Source organism: Geodermatophilus sp. SYSU D00965 (assembly GCF_054050075.1).
In genome coordinates this window covers 1-22895 of record NZ_JBJGYQ010000001.1, presented here as the reverse complement: position 1 = coordinate 22895, position 22895 = coordinate 1, and the positions used below count along the sequence as shown (strand labels likewise).

Below are 22895 nucleotides of genomic sequence, written 5' to 3'. Positions count from 1 at the left end.
GACTCCTGGCGGTCTCCTGACGACCGTCGTCAGGAGCCGCCGAGAGCCTCCCCACGGACCCGTCCGGTCACAGCGCCGGGCCTGCCGACACGCCGTCCCCACCAGCGCCTTCGTCCCGCGCACCCCGCCCGTAACAGGGTCGCTCCCGTGCCGGTACCGGACCGTCCGGGTCCTGCCGGCAGCGGAGTGCCACGGGCGCGTTCTCCGCGCCCTCCCACTCCGCTCAGCCGACGCCGAGGTCGCGGGCGATGAGCATCCGCTGCACCTCGCTGGTCCCCTCGCCGATCTCCAGGATCTTCGCGTCGCGGTAGAAGCGGCCCACCGGGAACTCGTTCATGAACCCGTAGCCGCCGTGCACCTGGGTCGCGTAGCGGGCGTTGTCCATCGCGATCTCCGAGCTGTAGAGCTTGGCGATCGCGGCCTCGCGCTTGAACGGCTCGCCGCGCAGCATCTTCTCCGCCGCCCGGTAGTAGGCCAGCCGCGCGGTGGAGGCCCGCACCTCCATGTCGGCGATCATGAACTGGATCGCCTGGTTGCGGCCGATCGGCTGGCCGAACGCCTCCCGCTGCCCGGCGTACTTCACCGACTCGTCGACGCACCCCTGGGCCAGGCCGACCGCCAACGCGGAGATGGCGATCCGGCCCTCGTCGAGGATCGAGAGGAACTGCGCGTAGCCGCGGCCCCGCTCGCCGACGAGGTTCTCCTCGGGCACGCGGCAGTCGCTGAAGGACAGCTCGCGGGTGTCCGAGGCGTTCCAGCCCACCTTCGAGTACCGCTGGCCCACGGTGAAGCCCGGGGTGTCGGTGGGGACGGCGATCGCGGAGATCTCCTTGCCGCCGTCCGGGCGGGTGCCGGTGACCGCGGTGACGGTGACCAGGTCGGTCATGCCGGTGCCGGAGTTGGTGATGAACGCCTTCGACCCGTTGACCACCCACTGCCCGTCCTCGAGCCGCGCGGTGGTGCGGGTGGCGCCGGCGTCCGAGCCGCCGCCGGGCTCGGTCAGGCCGAAGGCGCCCAGCGCCTCCCCGGCGCACAGCCGCGGCAGCCACCGCTGCTTCTGCTCCTCGGTGCCGAACCGGTAGATCGGCATCGCGCCGAGCGAGACGCCGGCCTCGAGGGTGATCGCCACCGACGAGTCGACCCGCGCCAGCTCCTCCAGCGCCACGCACAGGTCGAAGTAGGTGCCACCCGACCCGCCGTACTCCTCGGGGAAGGGCAGCCCGAACAGCCCCAGCTCGCCCATCTGGCGGACGATCGCCGTCGGGAACTCGTCCCGCTCGTAGAACTCCCCGATCTGCGGTGCGACGACCTCCTGGGCGAACTCACGCACCAGCTTGCGCAGGGCGTCGGTCTCCTCGTCGAGCCGGTAGTCCAGCACGTCGGTCACTCCCCCTCGTCGGCGGCTCGTGGGGTCACCACGGCCACCCGCTCGTCGAGCCGGACCTGTCGGCCGGCCTCCACCGGGAGCTCGGCGACCGTCCCCGCGACGGGGGCGGTCAGCACGTGCTCCATCTTCATCGCCTCGACGACCAGCAGCGGGGTCCCCGCCTCCACCTGGTCGCCGACCGCCGCCTGCACCACCGTCACCGTCCCGGGCATGGGCGCGGTGACGACGCCGTCCCCGCCGGCGCCCTCGGCGGCGGAGTGCAGCCGCTCGTGCTCGCGGAAGGCCGCCACCCGGCCGTTCGCGGCCAGCCAGACGTCGCCGCCGGCGTGGACGACGGCGTACCGCGAGGTGACGCCGTCCAGGGTCACGGCGAGCTCGCCCCCGTCCCGCCGGGCGGTCGCGGGCACCGGGTCGGCGTCCCCCACCTGCACCTCGGCGGCCGCCGCCCGCCCGCGGACCCGCACGGTCACCGGCTCACCACCGGCGGCCTGCAGGCGGCGCACCGTCCAGGCGGGCTCGCCCAGCCGCCAGCCGTCGGGGACGTCCCAGCGGTCCACCACCGGCCCGGCCGGCTCGGCCTCCACCAGCAGCGCCAGCGCCGCGGCGGCGTACGCGGCCGGGGGCACCGGGTCGGCCGCGGTGAGCGCCTCGCCGCGCCGCTCGATCAGCCCGGTGTCGAGCCGGCCGGCGACGACGTCGGGGTCGGCCAGCAAGGCGCGGAGGAACGCGGTGTTGGTCGGCACGCCGAGGACGGCGGTGTGCCCGAGCGCGCCGACCAGCCGGGCCCGCGCGGTCGCCCGGTCGGGACCGGAGGCGATCACCTTGGCCAGCATCGGGTCGTAGTCGGTGCCGACCACCGACCCCACCGCCAGCGAGCTGTCCAGCCGGATGCCCGTGCCGCTGGGCTCGCGCAGGCCGAGCACGGTGCCCGCCTGCGGGAGGAAGCCGCGGGCGGGGTCCTCGGCGTAGAGGCGCGCCTCGATGGCGTGCCCGTCGAGCCGGACGTCGTCCTGGCCGAACGGCAGCCGCTCCCCCGCGGCCACCCGCACCTGCAGCTCGACCAGGTCCAGGCCGGTCACGCACTCGGTGACCGGGTGCTCCACCTGCAGCCGGGTGTTCATCTCGAGGAAGAAGAACTCCGCCGGCTTCTCCGCGTCGACGATGAACTCCACCGTGCCCGCGCCGGTGTAGCCGACCGCGCGCGCCGCCTCGACCGCGGCGGCACCCATCGCCGACCGCTGCGCCGGGGACAGCAGCGGCGACGGCGCCTCCTCGATCACCTTCTGGTGCCGGCGCTGCAGGCTGCACTCGCGCTCGCCGAGGTGGACGACGGTGCCGTGCGCGTCGCTGAGCACCTGCACCTCGATGTGCCGGGCCGCGCCGATGTAGCGCTCCACCAGCAGGGTGTCGTCGCCGAACGAGCCGCGGGCCTCGCGCCGGGCGGCGGCGATCGCGTCGGGCAGCTCCGCCTCCGACCGCACCACCCGCATGCCCTTGCCACCCCCGCCGGCGCTCGGCTTGAGCAGCACCGGGAAGCCGGCCTCGACCGCCGCGGCGGCCACCGTGTCGTCGTCCATGCCCGGCTTAGTGCGCCCCGGGACGACGGGCACGCCGGCGGCCGCGACGGTCTGCTTGGCGCGGATCTTGTCGCCCATCGCCTCGATCGCGGCGACCGGCGGGCCGATGAAGACGATCCCGGCCTTCTCGCAGGCGCGGGCGAACTCCACGTTCTCCGACAGGAAGCCGTAGCCGGGGTGCACCGCCTGCGCCCCGGTGCGGACGGCGGCGTCGAGCACCCGCTCGATCGACAGGTAGCTCTCGACGGCGGGCGCGGGCCCGATCGGGACGGCGACGTCGGCGACCTGGGTGTGCAGCGCACCGGCGTCGGCCGCGCTGTAGACGGCGACCGAGCGGATGCCCATCGAGCGCAGCGTGCGGATCACCCGGACGGCGATCTCGCCGCGGTTGGCGACCAGGACGGTGTCGAACATCGGGCTCACTGTTCGACTCCGCACTCGTTCCGCTCCTCGGTCGCTGGCGCTCCCTGCGATGCTCGCTCGCGCGTCGTTCTCACGGTCACTTCCCGATCCGTCGGGGCGGAGGCGGCCACGCCTGCCCCTCTCACATCCGGAAGACGCCGTAGCCGACGTCCTCGAGCGGCGCGTTGGCGCAGGCGGACAGGGCCAGGCCCAGCACGGTCCGGGTGGAGGCGGGGTCGATCACGCCGTCGTCCCACAGCCGGGCGGTGGCGTAGTAGGGGTGCCCCTGGGTCTCGTACTGGTCCCGGATCGGCTTCTTGAACGCCTCCTCCTCCGCGGCCGGCCACTCCCCGCCGCGGGCCTCCAGGCCGTCGCGGCGCACCTGGGCCAGCACCGACGCGGCCTGCTCCCCGCCCATCACCGAGATCCGCGCGTTGGGCCAGGTGAACAGGAACCGCGGCGAGTACGCCCGGCCGCACATCGAGTAGTTGCCCGCCCCGAAGGAGCCGCCGATGACGACGGTCAGCTTCGGCACCCGGGCGCAGGCGACGGCGGTGACCATCTTCGCGCCGTGCTTGGCGATGCCGCCGGCCTCGTAGTCGCGACCGACCATGAACCCGGAGATGTTCTGCAGGAACAGCAGCGGGATGCTGCGCCGGTCGCACAGCTCGATGAAGTGCGCGCCCTTGAGCGCCGACTCGCTGAACAGCACGCCGTTGTTGGCGACGATCCCGACCGGGTGGCCGTGCAGCCGGGCGAACCCGGTGACCAGCGTCTGCCCGTAGAGCGGCTTGAACTCGGCGAACCGGCTGCCGTCGACCAGCCGGGCGATCACCTCCCGGACGTCGTAGGGGGTGCGCGGGTCCGGCGGCACCACCTCGTAGACCGACTCCGGCGGGTACAGCGGCTCCTCGGCCGGCTCGACGTCCCACGGCCGCGGAGCCCGCGGCCCGAGGGTGGCCACGATCTGCCGGACCAGCTGGAGCGCGTGCGGGTCGTCCTCGGCCAGGTGGTCGATGACCCCGCTGACCCGGCTGTGCAGGTCGCCGCCGCCGAGCTCCTCGGCGGTGACCACCTCGCCGGTCGCGGCCTTCACCAGCGGCGGGCCGCCGAGGAAGATCGTGCCCTGCTCGCGGACGATGACCGCCTCGTCGCTCATCGCCGGCACGTACGCGCCACCCGCGGTGCACGACCCGAGGACGGCGGCGATCTGCGGGATGCCGGCCTTCGACATCGTCGCCTGGTTGTAGAAGATCCGGCCGAAGTGCTCGCGGTCGGGGAACACCTCGTCCTGCATCGGCAGGAACGCCCCGCCGGAGTCGACCAGGTAGACGCACGGCAGCCGGTTCTGCAGCGCCACCTCCTGCGCGCGCAAGTGCTTCTTCACCGTCATCGGGTAGTAGGTGCCGCCCTTGACGGTGGCGTCGTTGGCGACGACCACGCACTCGCGGCCGGAGACCCGGCCGATGCCGGTGATGATCCCGGCGGCCGGGGCGTCGCCGCCGTAGAGGCCGTGCGCGGCCAGCGGGGAGAGCTCGAGGAACGGGCTGCCCGGGTCGAGCAGCGCGTCGACCCGCTCGCGGGGCAGCAGCTTGCCGCGCTCCACGTGCCGCTGCCTGGCCCGCTCCCCGCCGCCTTCGGCGACCCGGCGCAGCTGGGCGGCCAGGTCGGCGGCGAGGTCGGCGTGGGCGGCGGCGTTCCGGGCGGCGGCCGCCCCGTCGGCCGTCGGTGTGCGGGAGAGCACAGGTGCGTCCACGGCGGCGATGTTAACGACGGTTCACTCGGTGGGTCAACGCGCGTTAGCATTCGCGCGGTGACCGAGCCGGTGAGGTCACCTGCGGATCGGAGCGCCGTCGGTCACGTGCCCGACGAGCGACGGCGAGGAGGGCATGTGGCCGAGGTCGACACCGCCCTGCACGCCGACGCGGCCCGGCCGTCCCGCCGGGAGCAGATCCTGCGCGCTGCCGCGCAGCTGTTCGCCGAGCGCGGCGCACGGGCGGTCGGGGTCGACGACGTCGGTGCGGCGGTCGGCGTCACCGGCCCGGCGATCTACCGGCACTTCGCCAGCAAGGACGCGATGCTCGCCGAGATGCTGCTGCGGATCAGCGAGCGGCTGCTGGCCGGCGGCACCGCCCGGGTGGCCGCCGCCGGCGACGACCCGCTCGCCCAGCTGCGCACGCTCATCGCCTTCCAGGTCGACTTCGCCCTCGACAACCCGGCGCTCATCACCGTGCACGACCGCGACCTCGGGTCGCTGGCCGAGGAGGAGGCCGCGCAGGTGCGGCGGCTGCAGCGCCGCTACGTGGAGGTGTGGGTCGACGTCCTGGGCCGGCTGCACCCCGGCGCGGACGTCGGGGCCAGCCGGGCCCGGGCGCACGCGGTGTTCGGGCTGATCAACTCCACGCCGTACAGCGCCGGGCGGGTGCCGCGGGCCGCGATGGCCGACCTGCTCGCCGCGATGGCCGAGGCCGCCGCCACCGCCTGATGCGCGGGGAGCACCCAGAAGGGTCAGCCGGCGACGGGATCGGGCATGGGCAGGACCAGCCCGGTCGAGGCCACGACGTCGAGGTCGTGCGCGGTGCCCTTCTTGCCGCCCCGGGCCCACGCCGTCTCCACGATCGTCACCGTGCTGCCCGACACCGCGCTGGCGTACTCCGCGTCCTTCAACTGGTCCGGCCCGCCGTCGTAGCGGGCGCCCTCGCGCAGCAGGTCGCTGACGTTGCCGCTGCCGTTGCGGTCGGCCAGCGCGCGCAGCGCCCGGGCGGGCGAGGCCTCGCCCATGTCGACCACCGACACCGACACCACGACCGGCCGCCCCTGGACCTCCGTCGAGTACAGCGCCCGCGCCAGGCCGGCGCAGTCGGTGTCGGAGAAGAAGTCCGCCACGGCGCCGTAGGCGTTGCCCTCGCAGGTGTCGTCGACCCGCACCTCCTGGGCGACGAAGGTCAGCCCGTCGACCACCTCGCGGTCGCCGACCTCGGGGCCGGCCGGCGCCTGCACGGGCGCGGTCGAGTCCCCCGCCTCCGACGTCCCGGCGCCGGCGGAGGCCTGCTCGTCGTCCCCGCCGAACAGCAGCGTCGCGCCGATCCCGAGGACGACGACGAGCAGCAGCGCAGCCGCGACCAGCAGGGCGGTGCGCCGCGCCGACGGCGGGCGCCGACGAGGCCCGACCAGCGGGACGCCGTCGGCCAGCGGCGGCCGGGCGGCCGGTGGTGCGGGGGCGGGCGGGGGCGCGGGGGCCGCCGGCGCCTCGGCCCGGACCGGCTCCTCGGCTCTGGCCGGCTCCTCGGCCTGGACCGGCTCGTCCGGCTCGGCGCGGGCGAACAGCCCGCCGATGCCGCCGGTCTCCTCCGCGGTCACGCCGACGGTGGGGCCGACGAGGGTGTCCTGCGGGCCGCCCCGGGGGGACTCGGTGCGGGGGCCGGGTGCCGGCGGAGCGGGCGCGACGAGGGCGGAGGCGGCTGCGGCGTCCCGGGTCGCGGCGGCGCGGGCGGCCGCCTCCTCGTCGGCGCGGATGGCCGCCGCGGCCACTGCCGCCGCGGCCACCGGGTCCACCAGCGGACGGCCGGACGGCGCGGCGACCGGGGCCGGCGCCGGGGCGGGCTTCGGCGCGGCGGCCTTCATCGCGGCGGGCGCCAGCAGTTCGGGGGTGCGCAGCACGTAGGGCGAGTACGGGAAGCCCTCGCCGTTGAGTTCCTGCACCGCGGGACCGCGGCCGGCCAGGCCCAGCGCGTCCAGTGCGGCGCGGACGTCGGCGGTGGTCCACAGCCGGGGGTTGTCCACCCCGGTGTAGCGGGCCGCCCGGGCGATGCCCAGCAGCAGCGAGCGCGGCTCGAGCAGCGCCACCTGGTCGCCCTCGCCCAGGTCGCCGTCGGCGGGGACCAGACCGGTGAGGTCGCCGACCAGCACGGTGAGCCGCGCGATCCGGCCGGGCTCCAGACCGGCGCGGCGCAGCCGGACGGCGGCGTCCATGCCCGCGCGCATGAGCCCGTCCAGCGGGGTGGACCCGCCCCCGGACAGCCGCAGCACGTCGCCGGGCCGGCCGGCCTCCGGCCCGATCGTCCAGGAGCCCTCGGGCGTCGCGGTCACCACGCCGCTCTGGCGGACCACCTCGGCCACGCGGACCACCGCCAGGCCCTCCGGCACGAACAGGACGGCGTCGGCGAGCCGCCGCTCCATCGGTCCGTCGACGACGGGGATGGAGGCCACGACCGCACCCCGGACCGCGCCGCCGGTGTCCCAGCGGCTCAGCTCGTCGAAGAGCGCACGTTCCCCCGCCGTCTGGAGCGGCATGGGGGTGAGGGGCAGCACGTGGTCCTCCGAGCGGGTCTGGCGGCGGGGCGGCGGGGAGCCGCGCCAGCGCTGGAGCCGGGGCCCGGCGGTCGACGGCGACCCGCCCCCGGCAGAGCTGTCATCCGAACGTTACGTCATGTGACGCGGGGGGCCGGGGCCCTCAGCGGGTCGGCGTGCCGCCTCCGACCGCGCTCAGGACGGCGTCCGGCGCGTCCTCGCGGCCGGGCTCCACCGGGCGCGCCCAGGCCTCCAGCCACCGGCTGCGGCCGACGGCGTCGACGACCGCCCAGAGGGCGGTGAACACGACACCGGTCAGCACCACCGCCGCCGGGCTCCAGTCCCAGGGCGGGAGGAAGCCGATCGCGTCCTGGCCGGCGCCGGCGAGGTAGAAGGCGGCGGCGGCCAGCGGCCCGGCGAGCCAGCCGGGCAGCCGCAGGGTGACCGCGAGGTCGATCGCGACCGCCCCGACGAGCAGCACCAGGGGGATGACCGACGGCGGGAAGTCCAGCGCCACCAGCCCCAGCCACATGACGCCGCGGTAGGCGAGGTACGTGGCCGCGACCGCGGTCGCCGTCCAGCGCAGCCCGACCAGCTTGCGGGCCACGACGAGCGCGAGCAGGCCGGCGCAGAGCATCCAGGCCGGGTGCACCCAGGACGGGACCGGGAGCATGAACATCGTCGGCGTCTGCCCCTGGGCGGCGGCGAAATCGAGCAGCTGCGGCTCGGCCGTCGTCCGGCCCGCGTCGTAGGCCTGCAGCGACAGGACGCCGTACTCCTGGTGCTGGTTCGGGAAGACGACGTTCTCGACGAAGAACAGCCACAGGCCGAGCGACACCAGGTCCCGGACGCGGCCGGGCCCTGCGTAGAGCCACCAGCCGCGGATCGCGCCGGCGAGCATGATCGCCGTCCCGATGTAGAGCAGCGCGTGACTGGGGCTCCAGCTGGTGATGTCCAGGCCGTTGATGCGGTGGTTGAGGATGTCGATCGGGATGGCCACGAGGAAGGTCGCGATGCCGACCTGCATCAGGCGCAGCGCCCGGCGGTCGACGCCGTAGCCGGTGTAGCTGTGGAAGACCACGAGCCCGATCACCACCGCGGTGCCGGCCGAGTTGAGCAGGTGCGGTGGGGCCAGGTCGTCGCGCAGCCACTTGAAGTGCCAGGAGACGTCCCACGAGGAGCCGAGCATCTTCAGCAGGAACGCGCCCAGCCACGCGGCGTAGATCCAGCGCAGCTCCTGCTGCCGGGTCGGGCGCCCCGGCCGGCCGGGCGTCGCGTACGCCGCCCAGAACCAGCGCAGCGCGAGGAGCGGGTGGCGCAGGACGGCGCCGAGGGACCCCGGAGCCGGCGGGACCGCTCGGTCGGTCGCGGCAGGTGCAGCGGCAGCGGGCACGGCGGAACTCCTGGTCTCGGGGCGGATCGCCGCCGAGCGTAGTGGTCCGGCGGCCGTTCCCCGGGGCCCCGAGTGGCACCGGTGTGGCGGATGCGCTATGGAGCCGACACGCGGGGCAGTGGTGGCGAGCGGGACGTAGGGTCGTCGGTCGTGGCTGACAGCGCGGGACACCTGGTCTGGATCGACTGCGAGATGACCGGACTGGACCTCACCCGGGACAAGCTCATCGAGGTGGCGGTGCTGGTCACCGACTCGGAGCTCAACGTCCTCGACCCGGGCCTGGACCTGGTGATCTCCGCGTCGGACGACGACCTGGCCGGCATGGCCGACGTGGTGACCGAGATGCACGCGAAGTCCGGCCTCACCGAGGCCGTGCGCGCCGCGACCCTGACCGTCGCCGAGGCCGAGCAGCAGTTGCTCGCCTACGTGAAGCGCTTCGTCCCCGAGCGGCGCACCGCACCGCTGTGCGGCAACTCCATCGGCACCGACCGCGGCTTCCTCGCCCGGGACATGCCCGAGCTCGACGACCACCTGCACTACCGGATGATCGACGTCTCCTCGATCAAGGAGCTCGCCCGCCGCTGGTTCCCGCGGGTGTACTTCGCCCAGCCGCAGAAGGGGCTGGCCCACCGCGCGCTGGCCGACATCATCGAGTCGGTCCGCGAGCTGGCCTACTACCGCCGGACGCTGTTCGTGGACGGCCCCGGCCCCTCGACGACCGAGGCGCAGACGGCCTCCGAGCAGGTGACCGCGTCGTTCGCGGCGGTCTTCGCGGTCGAGGACGCCGGTCAGCCGGGCGAGGCGACCGGCGAGGCACCCCCTGCGGCGACGGGCGCCTGAGACCCGGTATCGTTGCGCCGGTTCCCCGGTCGACCCGCTCTGAGCAGCCGGCCGGGAGACGTGGTGGGTGTAGCTCAGCTGGTAGAGCACCAGGTTGTGATCCTGGGTGTCGCGGGTTCGAGCCCCGTCACTCACCCCACCGAGAGGGCTGGTCAGGCGACTGACCAGCCCTCTCCTCGTCTCGGCGGCGGTGCGGCGTCAGCGCCCGGCCGCGCTCGCCGCGCCGGCGTCCGCCTGCTCGCGCACGACCGCGTCCGCCGCCCGCAGCAGGAGGGTGAAGACCGGCGGCGACGACTGGGTGAGGTGCAGTCGTCCCTCCTCCGCCTCGGCCAGACGCCGGGCCAGTGCCAGGCCGATGCCGTGGCCGTCGCGCCGGTCGGCCCGCTGGGCGAACAGCAGTCCGGGAGGGTGGCACACGCCCGCTCCCTGGTCGCTGACGTCCACCGCCACCGCACCGCTGGCCTGGCGCACCGCGACGCCGACCGGCCCGGCCCCGTGCACCGTGGCGTTGTCGACGAGCACGGCGAGGACCTGCCGCACCGCGGCGGCCGACGCGCGCGCCGGCGGGACGTCGGGGTCGACCCGGACCACCAGGTCCCGGCCCTGGAGCGCCAGCCGCGCGCCCCACTCCGGGGACAACTCCCCGACCAGGGCACCGAGGTCGACCGGCCCGGTCGCGGTGGCCTGGCCGGCCCGGGCGAGCAGGAGCAGCTCCTCGATGGTCGCCTCGAGGCGGTCGGCGTCGGCCAGGCTGGCCACGATCGCCGGCCGCGGGTCCTGGGAGGGCTGCTCCAGCGCGGCCTCCAGCCGTAGGCGCAGACCGGCCAGCGGGGTGCGCAGCTGGTGCGAGGCGTCGGCGGAGAACGCCCGCTCCCGCGCCAGCAGGTCGTCCAGGCGGGCGGCGGTCGTGTCCAGCGCCGCCCCCACGGAGTCCAGTTCGGGGATGCCGCCCCGGCGGCTGCGGACGCTGAAGTCGCCGTCCCCCAGCCGACGGGCGGTCTCCTCCAGGTCCTCCAGCGGTCGAGCCAGCCGCCGGGCCTGCCGGCGGCCGACCAGCCATGCGACCGTCACCGCCGCCGCCGCGAGGCCGGCCATCCCGGCCCAGATCAGCGCGACCTCGTGGAGCACGTCGGAGCGGTCCTCGGAGACGAGAACCGCCCCGATCACGTTGTCCGCGTGCGTGACCGGGGCAGCCGCGACCAGGACGTCGTCGTCGACCCCGGCCTTGATGTCGCCGTCGAGCGCCCTCTCCACGACGCCGAGGTCGTCGTCGGGCGCCACCCCGGCCAACTGGTTCTCGTCGTCGTCGAACACGGCCACCTTCAGGTCCTCGCCGTCGTCGCCGACGTCGGTGATGTCCTCGCGGTCGATCGCCGAGCCCGCGCTCACGTCGTCGGAGACCTCGATGGCCACCTCGTTGGCCACCCGCACCAGGTGACCGCGCTCGTGCTGGACGACGTACTGCAGCACCGCGACGGCCAGCGGGACGCCGAAGAGGAGGGTCGCGAGGACGGAGGCCAGCACGGCCACGCCGATGATCCGAGTGCGCACGGGCATCGACTCCATTCCGCAGCCGTCCGGGGGCGCAGCGCTCGTCAGCCGTCAGGATGCAGCGCGCCCGGCGGGGTGTCACGTGTCCCCGTGCCCGTTGTTGGCAGGTCCCTGTGAGTTCGGCAAGAACTTGGCAAACCGTCGCCGCCCCGGCACCGGCCCGTCTCGGATCGATCGAGTGTGCCGCGTGTCCCGGGACATCGGCCTCCGGTCTCGAACCGTGGCGGCCACCGCGCGTCGAGAGGAGAGAACGGCTGATGACACAGACGGACGTCCTGATCGTGGCCGTCATCGCGGGCCTGATCATGGTGGTCGGGTTGGTCATGTGGGTGCTGGAGCGGCGACAGTAGGCCCCCCCCCCCCCCGTTTCGGGGACCGGGCAGGACCGTCGGCACCCCCCGGACTCGGGATCCGCGACCGCCCGCGCCCCCGCAGGGTCGGAGTCCAGCGGTCGCGGCGCCGCCGTCCGGTCGACGGAGGGCAGGCGTCGTAGGCAGGGAGCCCAGGACCGCGCTGGACCCGGGGAGCCGCGATGCCCATCCCGTCCCTCGTCCGCCGCACCCGGCGCGGCGCGGTCGCGACCGTGGTGGCCGGCACCGCCCTCGCCCTCGTCGGCCAGGAACTGCTCGGCGCGGCACCGGCCCGGGCGTCCCTGACCGGCCCGGGCGTGGACGACGGCGAGCACGTCACCGTCTCCTCCGACGCGGACTCCGTGGCGGTCCACGGCCACCCCGAGGGGACGCCGCTGGTCGTGGAGGTGCTGCGCCAGGACCCGGCCACCAGCGAGGACGTCGTCCTCGGGCGGGCGAGCGGGCCGGCGCGCGCCCTGGAGGGCGGTCCCGGCCTGGCGGTCAACGCCGGACCGGCGGGGGTCGCCGCGCAGCCCGGGGACTGCTGGGACGTCCAGACCCCCGACATCCGCCCCGGCGACCGGGTCGTCGTCACCACCCCCGAGGACACCGACGAGGTCACCGTCGACGACCTCCGGTGGACCGGCCCGCCCGCTCTGGACCGCGACACCGGCGACGTGCTCGTGGCCGGCGTCGCCCGGTACGCCGACGGCGAGCCGATCCCCGTCGCCGAGCTGACGGTCGACGAGTTCGCCGACGACACGGGCGGCTACCGGATCGTCGCCGACGAGGTGGTCGCCACCGACGCGGACGGCGGCTTCCGGATCCGCTACCGGACGCCGTTCACCGGCTCCCGCAACGACGCCGAGCTCACGCGGGACCAGCGCGCGGCGGTGCTGCTCGGCAACGGCCACGGCGTCGAGCACGTCGTGTACGCCGAGCCGCCGGCTGCCGAGGTCGTGCCCGGGGAGACGGTGCTCGGCGAGACGGTGCTCGAGGAGCCGCGGGCAGGGGGGACGGACGCGTCGTCCACCGAGGAGCCGCCGGCCGGCGAGGACCCGGCCGGGGAGGACCCCGCCGGCGGGGCGCCCGCCGGGACGACGTCCGACGAGCCGCGGCCGGTCGAGACCATGCGGATCACCGGTCCGGCCGAGACCCCCGGCCCGGCCGAGGGCTGCGAGGACTCACCCGCGGCCGGGGACACCCCGCTGCCGGCCGACGAGGCCACCCCCACGGCCCCCGCGACCGAGCCGGCCGACGACAGCACCGACACCGACACCGAGACCGAGACCGACGGTGCCGCGCCGACGGTCACGGCCGCCACCCCGGCCGACGCCGCCACCGGCGTCGCGGTGGGCACCCCGGTGACCGTCACCTTCAGCGAACCGGTGCGCGGTGTCGACGCGACGACCCTCACCCTCACCGGGCCCGACGACACCCCGGTGCCGGCCGACGTCACCTACGACCCGGACACGACCACGGCGACCCTCGAACCGCGGGGCCCGCTCGCCGCTGACACGGCGCACACCGCGTCGGTCGAGGGCGTCACCGACGATGCCGGCGACCCGCTGGCCGCGACGTCGTGGACCTTCACCACCGCACCCGCGGCGCAGGAGCCCGCCGACACCACGCCGCCGCAGCTCACCGCGCAGACCCCGGCGGCCGGTGGCACCGGCGTCGCCCTCGACGCACCGGTCACCGCCGTGTTCAGCGAGGACGTCACCGGGGCGGGCGACGGCGGCCTCACCCTCACCGGCCCGGACGGCGCCGTCCCCGCGGACGTCCGGTACGACCCCGCCACGCGCACCGCGTCGCTCACCCCGGACGCCCCGCTCGCGTGGGGGACCACCTACACCGCCGCGGTCGGCGCCGGGATCACCGACGCGGCCGGGCTCCCGCCGGCCGCCACCGCCTGGACCTTCAGCACCGCCCCGGCGCCGGACACCACGGCCCCGGCGGCGACCGCGACCTCCCCCGGGTCGGGCGCCTCGGCCGTGCCGCTGGACGCGCCGGTGACGGCCACGTTCAGCGAGCCGGTCACCGGCGTCGACAGCGCGACGCTGACCCTGACCGGCCCGGACGGCGCCGTGCCCGCGACGGTCACCTACGACCCGGCCACGCGGGTGGCGACGCTGGACCCGGCGGCGCCGCTGCCCCCCGGGACCGCCCACGTGGCGACCGTGACCGAGGGCATCCGGGACGCTGCCGGCCACGCCCTCGCCCGGTCCTCGTGGACCTTCACCACCGGGCCCGCCCCCGACACCGCTGCTCCCACCGTCGCCGGAGCCACCCCGACCGACGGCACCGCGGGCGTGCCGCGGGACGCGACCGTCACCGCCACCTTCAGCGAACCGGTCGACGGGGTCGGCCCCGCGACGATGGTGCTGCGCCCGGACGGCGGCGACGCCGTCCCCGCCGCCGTCCGGTACGACCCCGCCACCCGGGCCGCCGTCCTCGACCCGGCCGCGGACCTCGCCCCCAGCACCCGCTACACGGCCGCGCTCGACGGTGCGGTCCGGGACGCCGCGGGCAACCGGCTCGCGCCGGTGTCCTGGTCGTTCAGCACCGCCGCGCCGGCGCCGGCGGTCGCCGTGGCCGCTCCCGCCATCAGCGACCGGACCCCGGCGCCGGGCGCGACCGGGGTCGCCCGCGAGGACGACGTCCGCATCACGTTCAGCGAGCCGGTCACCGGGGTCGACGCCGACACCGTCACCCTGCGCGCCGAGGGCCTCGGTGCGGTGAGCGCAGCGGTCCGGTACGACCCCCGCACCCGCGTGGCGACGCTCGCCCCGGCCGCGCGGCTCGTCGCGGACACCACGTACACGGTCGGCGTCGGCAGCGGGGTGCGCGACACCGCCGGGGACCGGCTGGCGGCCACGACGTGGCGCTTCACCACCGAGGCGGCCCCGCCGCCGGACCGGACGCGCCCGACCATCACCGGGCACGGCACCCCGCCCGGTGCCACCGGGATCGCTCCCGACGCCACCGTCGCGCTGGTCTTCAGCGAGCCGGTCACCGGACTCACCGGCTCCTCGGTGACGCTGCGGTCGGCCGCGGGGCGCACCGTCCCGGCAGACCTGCGGATCGACCCCGGCACGAACTCGGTGGCCCTCGTGCCCACCGTCGACCTCGCCCCGGGCACCCGCTACACGGTGACGATCGGCACCGCGGTCCGGGACGCCGCCGGCAACCGGTTCCCCGGCACCTCGTGGACCTTCACGACCGCGGCCGGCCCCGGCGACGCCCGGTCGGCCGTCCGGGGCAGGTGACCGCGCCGCCCCCGTGTCGGGTGGGGCGGCAGTGACAGGAGCGCCGAACACGCTCGCCGGGGTGCTGGTCGGCCCCGGCGGGCCTGGCGACCCTGGGGGCATGACTCTCGCCTACTCCTACGGGACCGCTCACGCCGTCGTGATGGTCGGCTCGGTGGGCAGTCCCGAGGGCCTGCAGCCCCGGCAGATCGGGCCGGCGCACGCCACGATCGGCCGGGTCACCGGCCGCAGCCGCAAGGCGCTGTGCGGCGCCTACGTCGCCGTCGACGAGCAGACCGTGTGGCCGCCCGAGGGCTACGAGAACTCGCAGCTGTGCGCGGAGTGCGCCACCCTCGCCGCGCTCTGACGACCCGCTCGGCGCGCCCCGGTCCCCTGCTGCTCAGCCGCCGGCCACCGACGGCAGCACCTGCACGACGGCGCCGTCCGGCACCGCTGCGCCCAGGCCGCCGGTGAACCGGACGTCGTCGCCGTCGACGTAGACGTTCACGAACCGGCGCAGCACCCCGGCCTCGTCGCGGATCCGGCGGTCGAGCAGCGGGTGGTCGGCGGCGAGGGAGTCCAGCACCTCCCGGAGCGTGCCGCCGCCGTCGACCTGCAGGTGCTTGGCCCCGCCGGCGAGGTCGGCGAGCACGCCGGGCAGCACCACCTCGACGCTCATCAGCCGATCCTCGCGGCGCGGACCACCAGCACGTCGGGCAGGTGGTCGGCCACCAGGGTGAAGGTGTCCCCCTCGTCAGCGCTGGCGTAGACGCAGCCGTCCCGCGTGCCCACGTACAGGCCGGTCGGGTCGGCCTCGTCGGCGCAGAACCCGTCGCGCATCACCGCGGCCCAGAACCGGTCGGGCAGGCCGGCGCCGAGCTCGGTCCAGGTCTCGCCGGCGTCGCGGGTGCGGTGCACCCGCAGCCGGCCCTCAGGCGGCACCCGCTGCATGTCGGCGACCAGCGGCACGACCCACGCCGTCCCGGGGGTGGTCGGCGAGGCGACGATCGGGAAGCCGAAGTCGGCCGGGAGGCCGCCCGCGATCGACGTCCAGGCCTTCCCCGCGTCGTCGGTGCGGAAGACACCGAAGTGGTTCTGCGCGTACATGCGGTCCGGGCCGGCCGCGTCGACGGCGACCTTGTGCACGCACTGGCCGTACTCGGGCGGGGGCTCGGGCAGGAAGACGGCGCTGATGCCGGAGTTGCGCGGCGTCCACTCCCCGCCGCCGTCCTCGCTGACGTAGACGCCGCCGGTGCTCATGGCGATCGTGACGCGGTCCGACGCCGGGTCGGGCAGCACGGTGTGCACCGCGCCTCCCCCGCCGCCGGGCTCCCAGGTCGGCCGGTGCGGGTGCTCCCACAGGCCGCGGACCAGCTCGAAGCTGCCGCCGCCGTCGGTGCTGCGCCACAGCGAGTGCGGCTCGCACCCGGCCCACACGACGTCCGCCCGCTCGGCGCTGTCGGGGCGCAGCTGCCAGACGCGGGCGAGGGCCGCGCCGGTGTCCTCGGGGAAGCGGATCGCGCCGGACTCGGTCTCCTGCCAGCTCGCGCCCAGGTCGTCGGAGCGCATGACCGTAGGGCCCCAGTGCCCGTACTGGATCCCGGCCAGGACCCGCGGCGTCGGCCGGCGGGTGTCGATCGACACCGCGGCGACCTCCTGGGCGAGCAGGTGCGGCTCCCCCAGCGTCCAGGTCCGGCGGTCGTCGTCGCTGCGGGCCAGCCACAGGCCCTTGCGCGTGCCGATGGCGAGCAGGTCGGTCATGGCGCCCCTCCGGGTCGGTCCGCGGGGCACAGAGTTCGCCCCTCGGACGTACAGACCGTCCGAGGGGCGAGAACTCAGCGGCGGGTGGCGCCGCCGGCGGGCTGGTCGGGACCGGCGGGCTGGCCCTGGCCGCTGTCGCCGTAGCCGTCGCCCTGGGCGTGCCGGCCGTCGGCCGGGGTCCCGTCGCTGTGCCGGCCGTGCGAGTCGGCCAGGCCCGGCGCCAGCTTCTCGGCCTTGGCGCGCAGCTGGTCGGCGGCCGACGCGTGCTCCTGCGCCGCCGCCGCGCGCTGCTGCGCCTCCTGCTCGGCCAGCCGGGTCCGCTCCTCCACCTCGGCGCGCTCGCGCCGGGCCCGGGCGGCCTGTTCCTCGGCGGCGGCGCGCTCCTTCTCCGCCTGCGCGCCACGCAGCTGCGCCTCGCGCAGGTGGTCGCGGGCCTGCTCCCGCTTGCGCGCGGAGTTGATCCGGTTGCGCTTGGCCATGGTCAGGGCCAGCAGTGCGAGCAGCACGACGGCCACCACGACGATGAGCACGATCACCCAGGTGTCCACGGCACTCTCCTCAGCTCGGGAACCGGGTTGATCACTTCCCGCGCCGGGCCTGCCGGAAACGCCGGGCAGGGCCGTCAGCTCACTCGAGCGCGCTGCCGGCCTGCCACTCCTCCCACGGGATGGTCCAGTCGTAGATGTCCGAGCGCAGCGTGCCCGCACTGGAGCCGCGGATCTCGACCACGTCGCCGGGCTGCGAGAACTCGAAGAACCAGCGGGCGCGCTCGGTCGACACGTTGATGCAGCCGTGCGACACGTTCTCCCGGCCCTGCTGGGCGACCGACCAGGGTGCGGCGTGCACGAACTCGCCGCTGTCGGAGATCCGGACGGCGTACTCGACCGGGGTGCGGTATCCGCCGGGACTGTCCACCGGCACCCCGTAGGTGCTGGAGTCCATGACCCGGTCGCGGTTCATCTCGGTGACCACGTGCGCCCCGTTGTAGCTCGGGTTGTCCGGGCTGCCGGCGCTGATCGGCCAGGTCTGCACCAGCTGGTCGCCGTCGTAGACCTCCATCGTGTGGGTGGACGCGTCGGCGATCGAGACGTGCCGCTCGCCGATCCGGAAGGAGACCGTGCGGTCCTTCTCGCCCCACACGCCCCCGCCGAAGTCGACGCCGTAGAGGTCGGCCTCCAGCGTGACGTCGGTGTTCTCCGGCCAGTACTGGGACGGCCGGAAGTGCACCTCGGTGTCGCTGAACCAGTTCCAGACGCCGTCGGTGGGCGTCGAGCTGGTGACCTGCAGGTGGCTCTCGACGGCGGCCTTGTCGGTCACCGGCTCGTCGAAGTAGACGCGGATCGGCATGCCGACACCGACGGTCTGCCCGTCCAGCGGCCCGATGGAGGGCGTCGTGACCGTCGCCGGGTCCACGGTGGTGAACGTGGCCGAGGCCTCCGCCGGCTGGTCGTCGGCGTTCTCGGCCGTCGCGGTCAGCGTGTAGCTGGTGGCGTAGGCCAGCGGGGTGTCCGGCGTCCAGACGTCGGTCGCCGGGTCGTCCGGCGAGTCCCCGACCGACCCGGTCACCGGCGCGCCGGCCCCGTCGACGACGGTGACGTCGGTGAGCTCGCCGTCCGTGACGGAGATCTCCACCGGGGCGGTCGGCGAGACGTCCGCCGTGCCGTCGGCCGGGGACACCTCGACGGTGGCCGGCGCGGCCGTCGCGGTGGTCGCGGCGCTGGCCTGCCCGCTGTCGTCGCTGCCCTGGCAGCCGGTCAGCAGGGCCAGTGCCCCCACCGTGACCAGCGCGGCCGTCCGTCGCATGCGTTCCCCTCCACCTCGTCGGGAGCCGTCCCGCCCCGTCTCCCTGTATCGGCGCACCAGTGTCCATCCTGGAACCGGAACAGGACCGGACGACGACCGACGGGGCCGCAGGACCGGCCCACCCGACCACCCCGACGGGGCCCGGGAGGGCGCTGGTATCGTTCTCTCTCGTTGCCGGCCCAGCCGGACGGCACGCGCCATTAGCTCAATTGGCAGAGCAGCTGACTCTTAATCAGCGGGTTCGGGGTTCGAGTCCCTGATGGCGCACTCCACGACAGCGGCCTCGTCCTCCGGGACGGGGCCGCTTCGTCGTCTGCGGCCCGGCCGGCCCGCGCCCGCCACCCGACTCACCCCTCGGGGATGACGCACGTCCGGCCCGCGGACCGGACGATCCCTCCCAGACCGCCCCGAGCTGGAGGTCCCGTCATGGGGAGCACCGCGCGCCGGCCGGACCTGCTGCCGCGGCCGGCGGCCCAGCGCCCGCCGGCGTCGCGCTGCGCGGAGCGTGCGGCGTGACCGGCGTCGGCGTGGTCCTCGTCGGCCTGCTGCTGTGCTTCGCCGGGCGGCTGTCGATCCACCTGGCCGTGCTGGCGTCCGGCTTCGCGCTCGGCTGGCTGCTCGCGGAGGCGCTCGGGAGCTCGGCCGGCGTCGCGGCCGTCGTCGCCCTCTGTGTCGCAGCGGTCGCCTGGGTGCTGGCCACCGTCGTGTTCCGGGCTGCGCTGTTCGTCGTGGGCGCGGTCGCCGGCGGGGTCATCGGGGCGAAGCTGTTCGGGCTGCTGCAGGGCGACGACGGCAGCGTGGTCCTGGCCGTCCTGTTCACGGGAGCCGTCGCCGTGCTCACCGGCCTGGCCACGCAGCGCTTCCGCGAGACCGCCGTCATCGCCGCCTGCGCGCTGGGCGGCGCCGGCCTCGCGCTCAGCGGGGTGGCCCGGTCGTGGCCGGACACGCTGGGGTTCCTGCGCGTGCCCGACACCCCGACCGAGGCGGTCGTCAGCGCCGCGGCGTGGCTCCTGCTCGGCGCGCTGGGCTGGTCGGTCCAGCGGCGGCTGGCCGAGCGGCGCAGCAGGGTCCCGGGGTAGGCGCCGCACCCGGACCACCGCTCGAACCCCCACCGATGGGAGGCCCGGACCATGCGGAGACAGCACCACGTGACCTCGCCGCTGCTGATGCCGCCGCTCGCGATGCCCGTCCTGCAGCGCGGCAGGCACCGGGACCCGTCGCAGGGCGCCTGCTTCATGGAGTACACGGCGCTCCTGGCCGGCGAGGAGTTCACCGACGAGCCGCGCTGCGTCGACGCGGACCTGGCCCTGGTCCTGCGCGTCGCCAACGACCGGCTCCCGGACGCCGACCGCCACCGGCTCGTCCCGCTGCTCGGCCGGGCGATCGGCCTCCGCGTCGAGCGCCCGGTCCGGTCCTCGGGCCGGGGGGCGTGGCGGCTGCACCTCCGGCGGTTGGCCCGCTACCGCGACCTGACCGCGCAGCTGCGCCGCAGGGCGTCCGCACGCTTCATGGCCGCCCTGGGCGTGGCACCGACGGCGGCGACCCGGTTGCTCTACGGCGACGGGGAGTGCTGCGCGTCCCTCTTCTGGGACCTGGTGGACGACCCGCCTCCCGACTCGAACGAGAGCAGCGCCGACCGCATCGTCGACCGGCTCCGGCTGCTGCACGAGTGCTACGAGCAGGCGCTGGACGACCTCGGGCTGGAGCGCGCGCCCACCGCCGGCCCCGCCGCCGAGCGGCCGGTGCCGCCGGCGCCCCGGGCGGAGGAGGTCCCGGGCTGACCGCCCCGGCCGGGGGACGGCGCTCCCGCGGAGCACCCGCTCGGGAGCGTCGGCGGGCAGGATGGCGCCCCCGGGTGGAGGAGGTCCGCAGGCCGTGCTCGTCGTGCACCGCGTGCCGTCGCCGCTGCGGCCGTTCGTCGCCGGGGCGCACGGCTACCGGGTGCCGGCCAACCCGACCGGGGTGCACCGCGGCCTGCCCTCCCGCCACCTGACGCTCGTCGTGGAACTGGCCGCGCCGCTGCGGCTCACCGGCCTCGGCGGCCCGGTCGCCGCCCACGCCGTCGCCGGGGGCCTGCACACCCGGCCCGCGCTGATCGACGCCGGCCGGCCGCAGGACGGCGTGCAGTACGCGCTCACCCCGCTGGGCGCCTCGGCCCTGCTCGGCCTGCCCGCCGGTGAGCTCGGTGAGCGCGCGGTCGACCTGGCCGACGTCCTCGGCCCCGCCGCCGACCGGCTGGTGGCGCAGCTCGCCGAGGCCCCCGGGTGGGCGGAGCGGTTCACCCGGCTCGACGCCGCGCTGCTGGGCCGGCTCGGCGGGCGCCCCGACCCGGTGCCGCCGGAGGTGCGGGAGGCCTGGCGGCTGGTGCACGGCAGCGCCGGCCGCTGCCGGGTCGAGGACCTCGCCGGGCACGTCGGGTGGAGCCGGCGGCACCTGACCGAGCGGTTCCGGGTCGCGACCGGCCTGACCCCCAAGCAGGTCGCCCGGATCGCCCGGTTCGAGGCCGCCCGGCGGCTCCTGCTCGCTCCCGGCCGCCCGCCGCTGGCCGAGATCGCCGCGCGGTGCGGATTCGCCGACCAGCCGCACCTGGCCCGGGAGTGGCGGGCGCTGGCCGGCTGCAGTGTGGGCACGTGGCTGCGTGAGGAGCTCCCATTCGTCCAAGACACCGCGGCCGAGGGCGGGGCAGCCTCTCCCGCATGACCACCGAGACCTCTCCCGCTCCCACCTCACCCGCCGGCGTCGACCGGCCCGCCCCGACCGTCTGGCCCAGCGTCGGCTTCACCGACGTCGACGCCGGGATGCGCTTCCTCACCGAGGGGCTCGGCTTCGTCGTCACCGCCTGCTACCGCAGCGAGGACGGGACCGTCGAGCACGCCGAGGCCCGCTGGCCCGACGGCGGCGGCGTCGTGTTCGGCAGCCGCGGCAAGCCCGGGGACTGGGGCGCGCTCGGCCCGCAGGGCGTCTACGTCGCCGCCGCCGACCCCGCCACCGTCGACACCGTCTGGACGCGGGTACGCGACATGGCCGGCGTGCAGGTGCTGCGCGCGCTGCACGACACCGACTACGGGTCCCACCAGTTCGACGTCCGCGACGCCGACGGCAACCTGTGGACGCTGGGCACCTACCGCGGCGCCTGACCGGCCGGGCCGGCGTCCCGGGTCGCCGGCGGCGGTGAGCCCCGGAACACCAGCCAGACCAGGGTGGCCTGCCACAGGACGAACCCGGCCAGGGCCGCCAGCCACTCGGCCGGGCCCATCGCAGCCAGGGCCCTCCGGGGCACCACGGCCACCGAGCACAGCGCCAGGACGCCGGCCAGCCACACGACCACGGCGGCCCAGCGGTAGCGCGGTGCCCGGCTGGGACGGACGGTGATGCCCAGGGCGGAGAGGTCTTCGGGCGGGTGCCGGCGCAGCATGCTCCGCCGGGACCGGTAGACCGCGGCCCGCGGGTACCGCTCGGCCAGGACCCGCTCGCACCGGCGCCGGCGGGACGGGCGCAGCCGGGTGCGGCGCGGGAGGGTGACCGCCTCGACGCGCGCCGCGGCGGCCCGGAAGCCGGTGTCGCCGAGGACGATGCGGCCGCGGGCGGCGATCACCGCCGTCACGTCCCCCCAGCCGACGCCCAGGCCGGTGTGGCTCGGGTGGTACCAGCCGTAGAGGCCGCAGCCGCAGCCCCACGCAGGCGGCGCGTGCGCCTCGTTCACGGCGCACCGGGCGGAGTGCACGTGCCCGCTCCACGGCCCGTCGGCCACGTGCACCGGCGGGCGGAGCCCGTCCTCGGCCAGGCGGAACCGGCGGTAGCCCCGCAGCTCCCCGGCGACCAGCGGGGGCGGGTCGCCGGGGGGCTCGGCCGGGGCGGTCACGCCGGCGCGGGGGCGGCCGGCGCGGGCTCGGTCACCGGCTCGGCCGGCGCGGGCTCGGTCAGCGGCTCGACCTCGATCTCGCGGCGCTCCCTGCCGATGTCCCCGGCCACGCACCGCCGCACGGGCCGTGCGGCGACGCGGGCGGAGCGGAGTTCGGTCGACGTGTCCATCTGCGGCTCCTCGTCCGTGCGGCTCCGCCTCGACCCGGTGCTCACGGCCGACGCGTCGGCTCCGCCCAGTGAAGCACCGCCCGGTGCTCCGGAGGGGCCCCTCGGGCGTGGCCGCCCACGGGGGTGCGGCGCCCCCTCCCGGCGCGCCGCGGCGCCGGTCCGGACCTCAGTCGGGGAGCGGGCCGGAGGGGCGCCGGGCGGGGGGGGGGGCGCCGCCGCACACCCAGACGACCTCCCCACACAAAACACCACACCCCAACC

20 protein-coding genes and 2 tRNA genes are annotated in these 22895 nt (G+C 76.1%); 10 read left to right on the top strand and 12 right to left on the bottom strand.

Annotated elements, in window-relative coordinates; genetic code table 11:
- Positions 1-223 precede the first annotated feature (223 nt).
- The 3 genes from ACI789_RS00110 to ACI789_RS00100 all read right to left on the bottom strand — a co-directional run bounded on the left by ACI789_RS00110 (position 224) and on the right by ACI789_RS00100 (position 5122).
- A complete protein-coding gene (locus tag ACI789_RS00110) occupies positions 224-1387 on the bottom strand; it encodes an acyl-CoA dehydrogenase family protein (protein ID WP_457006125.1) in 1164 nt (387 codons plus the stop codon).
- Positions 1384-3378: an ATP-binding protein gene (locus tag ACI789_RS00105; protein WP_457006124.1), complete on the bottom strand. Its 1995-nt coding sequence runs from the start codon at positions 3376-3378 to the stop codon at positions 1384-1386. Before ACI789_RS00105 ends, ACI789_RS00110 begins: the two co-directional genes overlap by 4 nt.
- A gap of 130 nt (positions 3379-3508) precedes the next feature.
- On the bottom strand, positions 3509-5122 hold the full coding sequence (locus tag ACI789_RS00100; protein ID WP_457006123.1) for a carboxyl transferase domain-containing protein: 1614 nt from the start codon (positions 5120-5122) through the stop codon (positions 3509-3511).
- Positions 5123-5257: 135 nt separating this feature from the next.
- Between ACI789_RS00100 and ACI789_RS00095 the strand changes: the two genes are divergently transcribed.
- Positions 5258-5851 carry an SACE_7040 family transcriptional regulator gene (locus ACI789_RS00095; protein WP_457006122.1) on the top strand — a complete coding sequence of 198 codons (594 nt, stop codon included), beginning with the start codon at positions 5258-5260 and terminating at the stop codon, positions 5849-5851.
- Between the two features lie 23 nt (positions 5852-5874).
- Here ACI789_RS00095 and ACI789_RS00090 read toward each other — a convergent pair whose 3' ends face one another.
- Together ACI789_RS00090 and ACI789_RS00085 are read right to left on the bottom strand one after the other, a co-directional pair.
- The gene (locus ACI789_RS00090) at positions 5875-7659 is read right to left on the bottom strand and encodes a hypothetical protein (protein ID WP_457006121.1); all 1785 of its coding nucleotides are present in this window, start codon (positions 7657-7659) and stop codon (positions 5875-5877) included.
- Positions 7660-7819: 160 nt separating this feature from the next.
- Positions 7820-9049 (bottom strand): hypothetical protein, encoded by a 1230-nt coding sequence (locus tag ACI789_RS00085; RefSeq protein ID WP_457006120.1) that lies wholly within the window; start codon positions 9047-9049, stop codon positions 7820-7822.
- Between the two features lie 150 nt (positions 9050-9199).
- On the opposite strand from ACI789_RS00085, the gene orn reads away from it, so the two are divergent.
- Complete coding sequence (gene orn, locus ACI789_RS00080) at positions 9200-9889, top strand: oligoribonuclease (protein ID WP_457006119.1); 690 nt, start codon at positions 9200-9202, stop codon at positions 9887-9889.
- A 63-nt stretch (positions 9890-9952) separates the two neighbouring features.
- Positions 9953-10028: transfer RNA gene (locus ACI789_RS00075), tRNA-His, on the top strand.
- A 59-nt stretch (positions 10029-10087) separates the two neighbouring features.
- Here the strand turns inward: ACI789_RS00075 and ACI789_RS00070 are convergent.
- Positions 10088-11446 (bottom strand): sensor histidine kinase, encoded by a 1359-nt coding sequence (locus ACI789_RS00070; RefSeq protein WP_457006118.1) that lies wholly within the window; start codon positions 11444-11446, stop codon positions 10088-10090.
- 526 nt (positions 11447-11972) lie between these two features.
- Here ACI789_RS00070 and ACI789_RS00065 point away from each other — a divergent pair.
- Both ACI789_RS00065 and ACI789_RS00060 read left to right on the top strand, forming a co-directional pair.
- Positions 11973-15059, top strand: coding sequence for an Ig-like domain-containing protein (locus tag ACI789_RS00065; protein ID WP_457006117.1), 3087 nt, complete (start codon positions 11973-11975; stop codon positions 15057-15059).
- A gap of 100 nt (positions 15060-15159) precedes the next feature.
- Positions 15160-15405: a hypothetical protein gene (locus tag ACI789_RS00060; protein WP_456920545.1), complete on the top strand. Its 246-nt coding sequence runs from the start codon at positions 15160-15162 to the stop codon at positions 15403-15405.
- 33 nt (positions 15406-15438) lie between these two features.
- On the opposite strand, the gene ACI789_RS00055 is transcribed toward ACI789_RS00060, so the two are convergent.
- From ACI789_RS00055 to ACI789_RS00040, 4 genes are all read right to left on the bottom strand, one after another.
- On the bottom strand, positions 15439-15717 hold the full coding sequence (locus ACI789_RS00055; RefSeq protein WP_456920544.1) for a MoaD/ThiS family protein: 279 nt from the start codon (positions 15715-15717) through the stop codon (positions 15439-15441).
- The gene (locus ACI789_RS00050; RefSeq protein WP_457006116.1) at positions 15717-16799 is read right to left on the bottom strand and encodes a WD40/YVTN/BNR-like repeat-containing protein; all 1083 of its coding nucleotides are present in this window, start codon (positions 16797-16799) and stop codon (positions 15717-15719) included. The genes ACI789_RS00055 and ACI789_RS00050 overlap by 1 nt, the downstream gene beginning before the upstream one ends.
- 74 nt (positions 16800-16873) lie before the next feature.
- Positions 16874-17347 (bottom strand): hypothetical protein, encoded by a 474-nt coding sequence (locus ACI789_RS00045; protein WP_457006115.1) that lies wholly within the window; start codon positions 17345-17347, stop codon positions 16874-16876.
- Positions 17348-17426: 79 nt separating this feature from the next.
- Positions 17427-18602 (bottom strand): L,D-transpeptidase, encoded by a 1176-nt coding sequence (locus ACI789_RS00040; RefSeq protein ID WP_457006114.1) that lies wholly within the window; start codon positions 18600-18602, stop codon positions 17427-17429.
- A 194-nt stretch (positions 18603-18796) separates the two neighbouring features.
- Between ACI789_RS00040 and ACI789_RS00035 the strand changes: the two genes are divergently transcribed.
- The 5 genes from ACI789_RS00035 to ACI789_RS00015 all read left to right on the top strand — a co-directional run bounded on the left by ACI789_RS00035 (position 18797) and on the right by ACI789_RS00015 (position 21739).
- Positions 18797-18869 (top strand) — tRNA-Lys (locus ACI789_RS00035).
- A 245-nt stretch (positions 18870-19114) separates the two neighbouring features.
- On the top strand, positions 19115-19681 hold the full coding sequence (locus ACI789_RS00030) for a hypothetical protein (RefSeq protein WP_457006113.1): 567 nt from the start codon (positions 19115-19117) through the stop codon (positions 19679-19681).
- Between the two features lie 51 nt (positions 19682-19732).
- Positions 19733-20383: a hypothetical protein gene (locus ACI789_RS00025; protein ID WP_457006112.1), complete on the top strand. Its 651-nt coding sequence runs from the start codon at positions 19733-19735 to the stop codon at positions 20381-20383.
- A gap of 94 nt (positions 20384-20477) precedes the next feature.
- Positions 20478-21302 (top strand): helix-turn-helix transcriptional regulator, encoded by an 825-nt coding sequence (locus ACI789_RS00020; RefSeq protein ID WP_457006111.1) that lies wholly within the window; start codon positions 20478-20480, stop codon positions 21300-21302.
- Positions 21299-21739: a VOC family protein gene (locus ACI789_RS00015; RefSeq protein ID WP_457006110.1), complete on the top strand. Its 441-nt coding sequence runs from the start codon at positions 21299-21301 to the stop codon at positions 21737-21739. Before ACI789_RS00020 ends, ACI789_RS00015 begins: the two co-directional genes overlap by 4 nt.
- Here ACI789_RS00015 and ACI789_RS00010 read toward each other — a convergent pair.
- A complete protein-coding gene (locus tag ACI789_RS00010; RefSeq protein ID WP_457006109.1) occupies positions 21724-22464 on the bottom strand; it encodes a hypothetical protein in 741 nt (246 codons plus the stop codon). The genes ACI789_RS00015 and ACI789_RS00010 overlap by 16 nt on opposite strands.
- A complete protein-coding gene (locus ACI789_RS00005) occupies positions 22461-22634 on the bottom strand; it encodes a hypothetical protein (RefSeq protein ID WP_457006108.1) in 174 nt (57 codons plus the stop codon). Before ACI789_RS00005 ends, ACI789_RS00010 begins: the two co-directional genes overlap by 4 nt.
- Positions 22635-22895 lie beyond the last annotated feature (261 nt).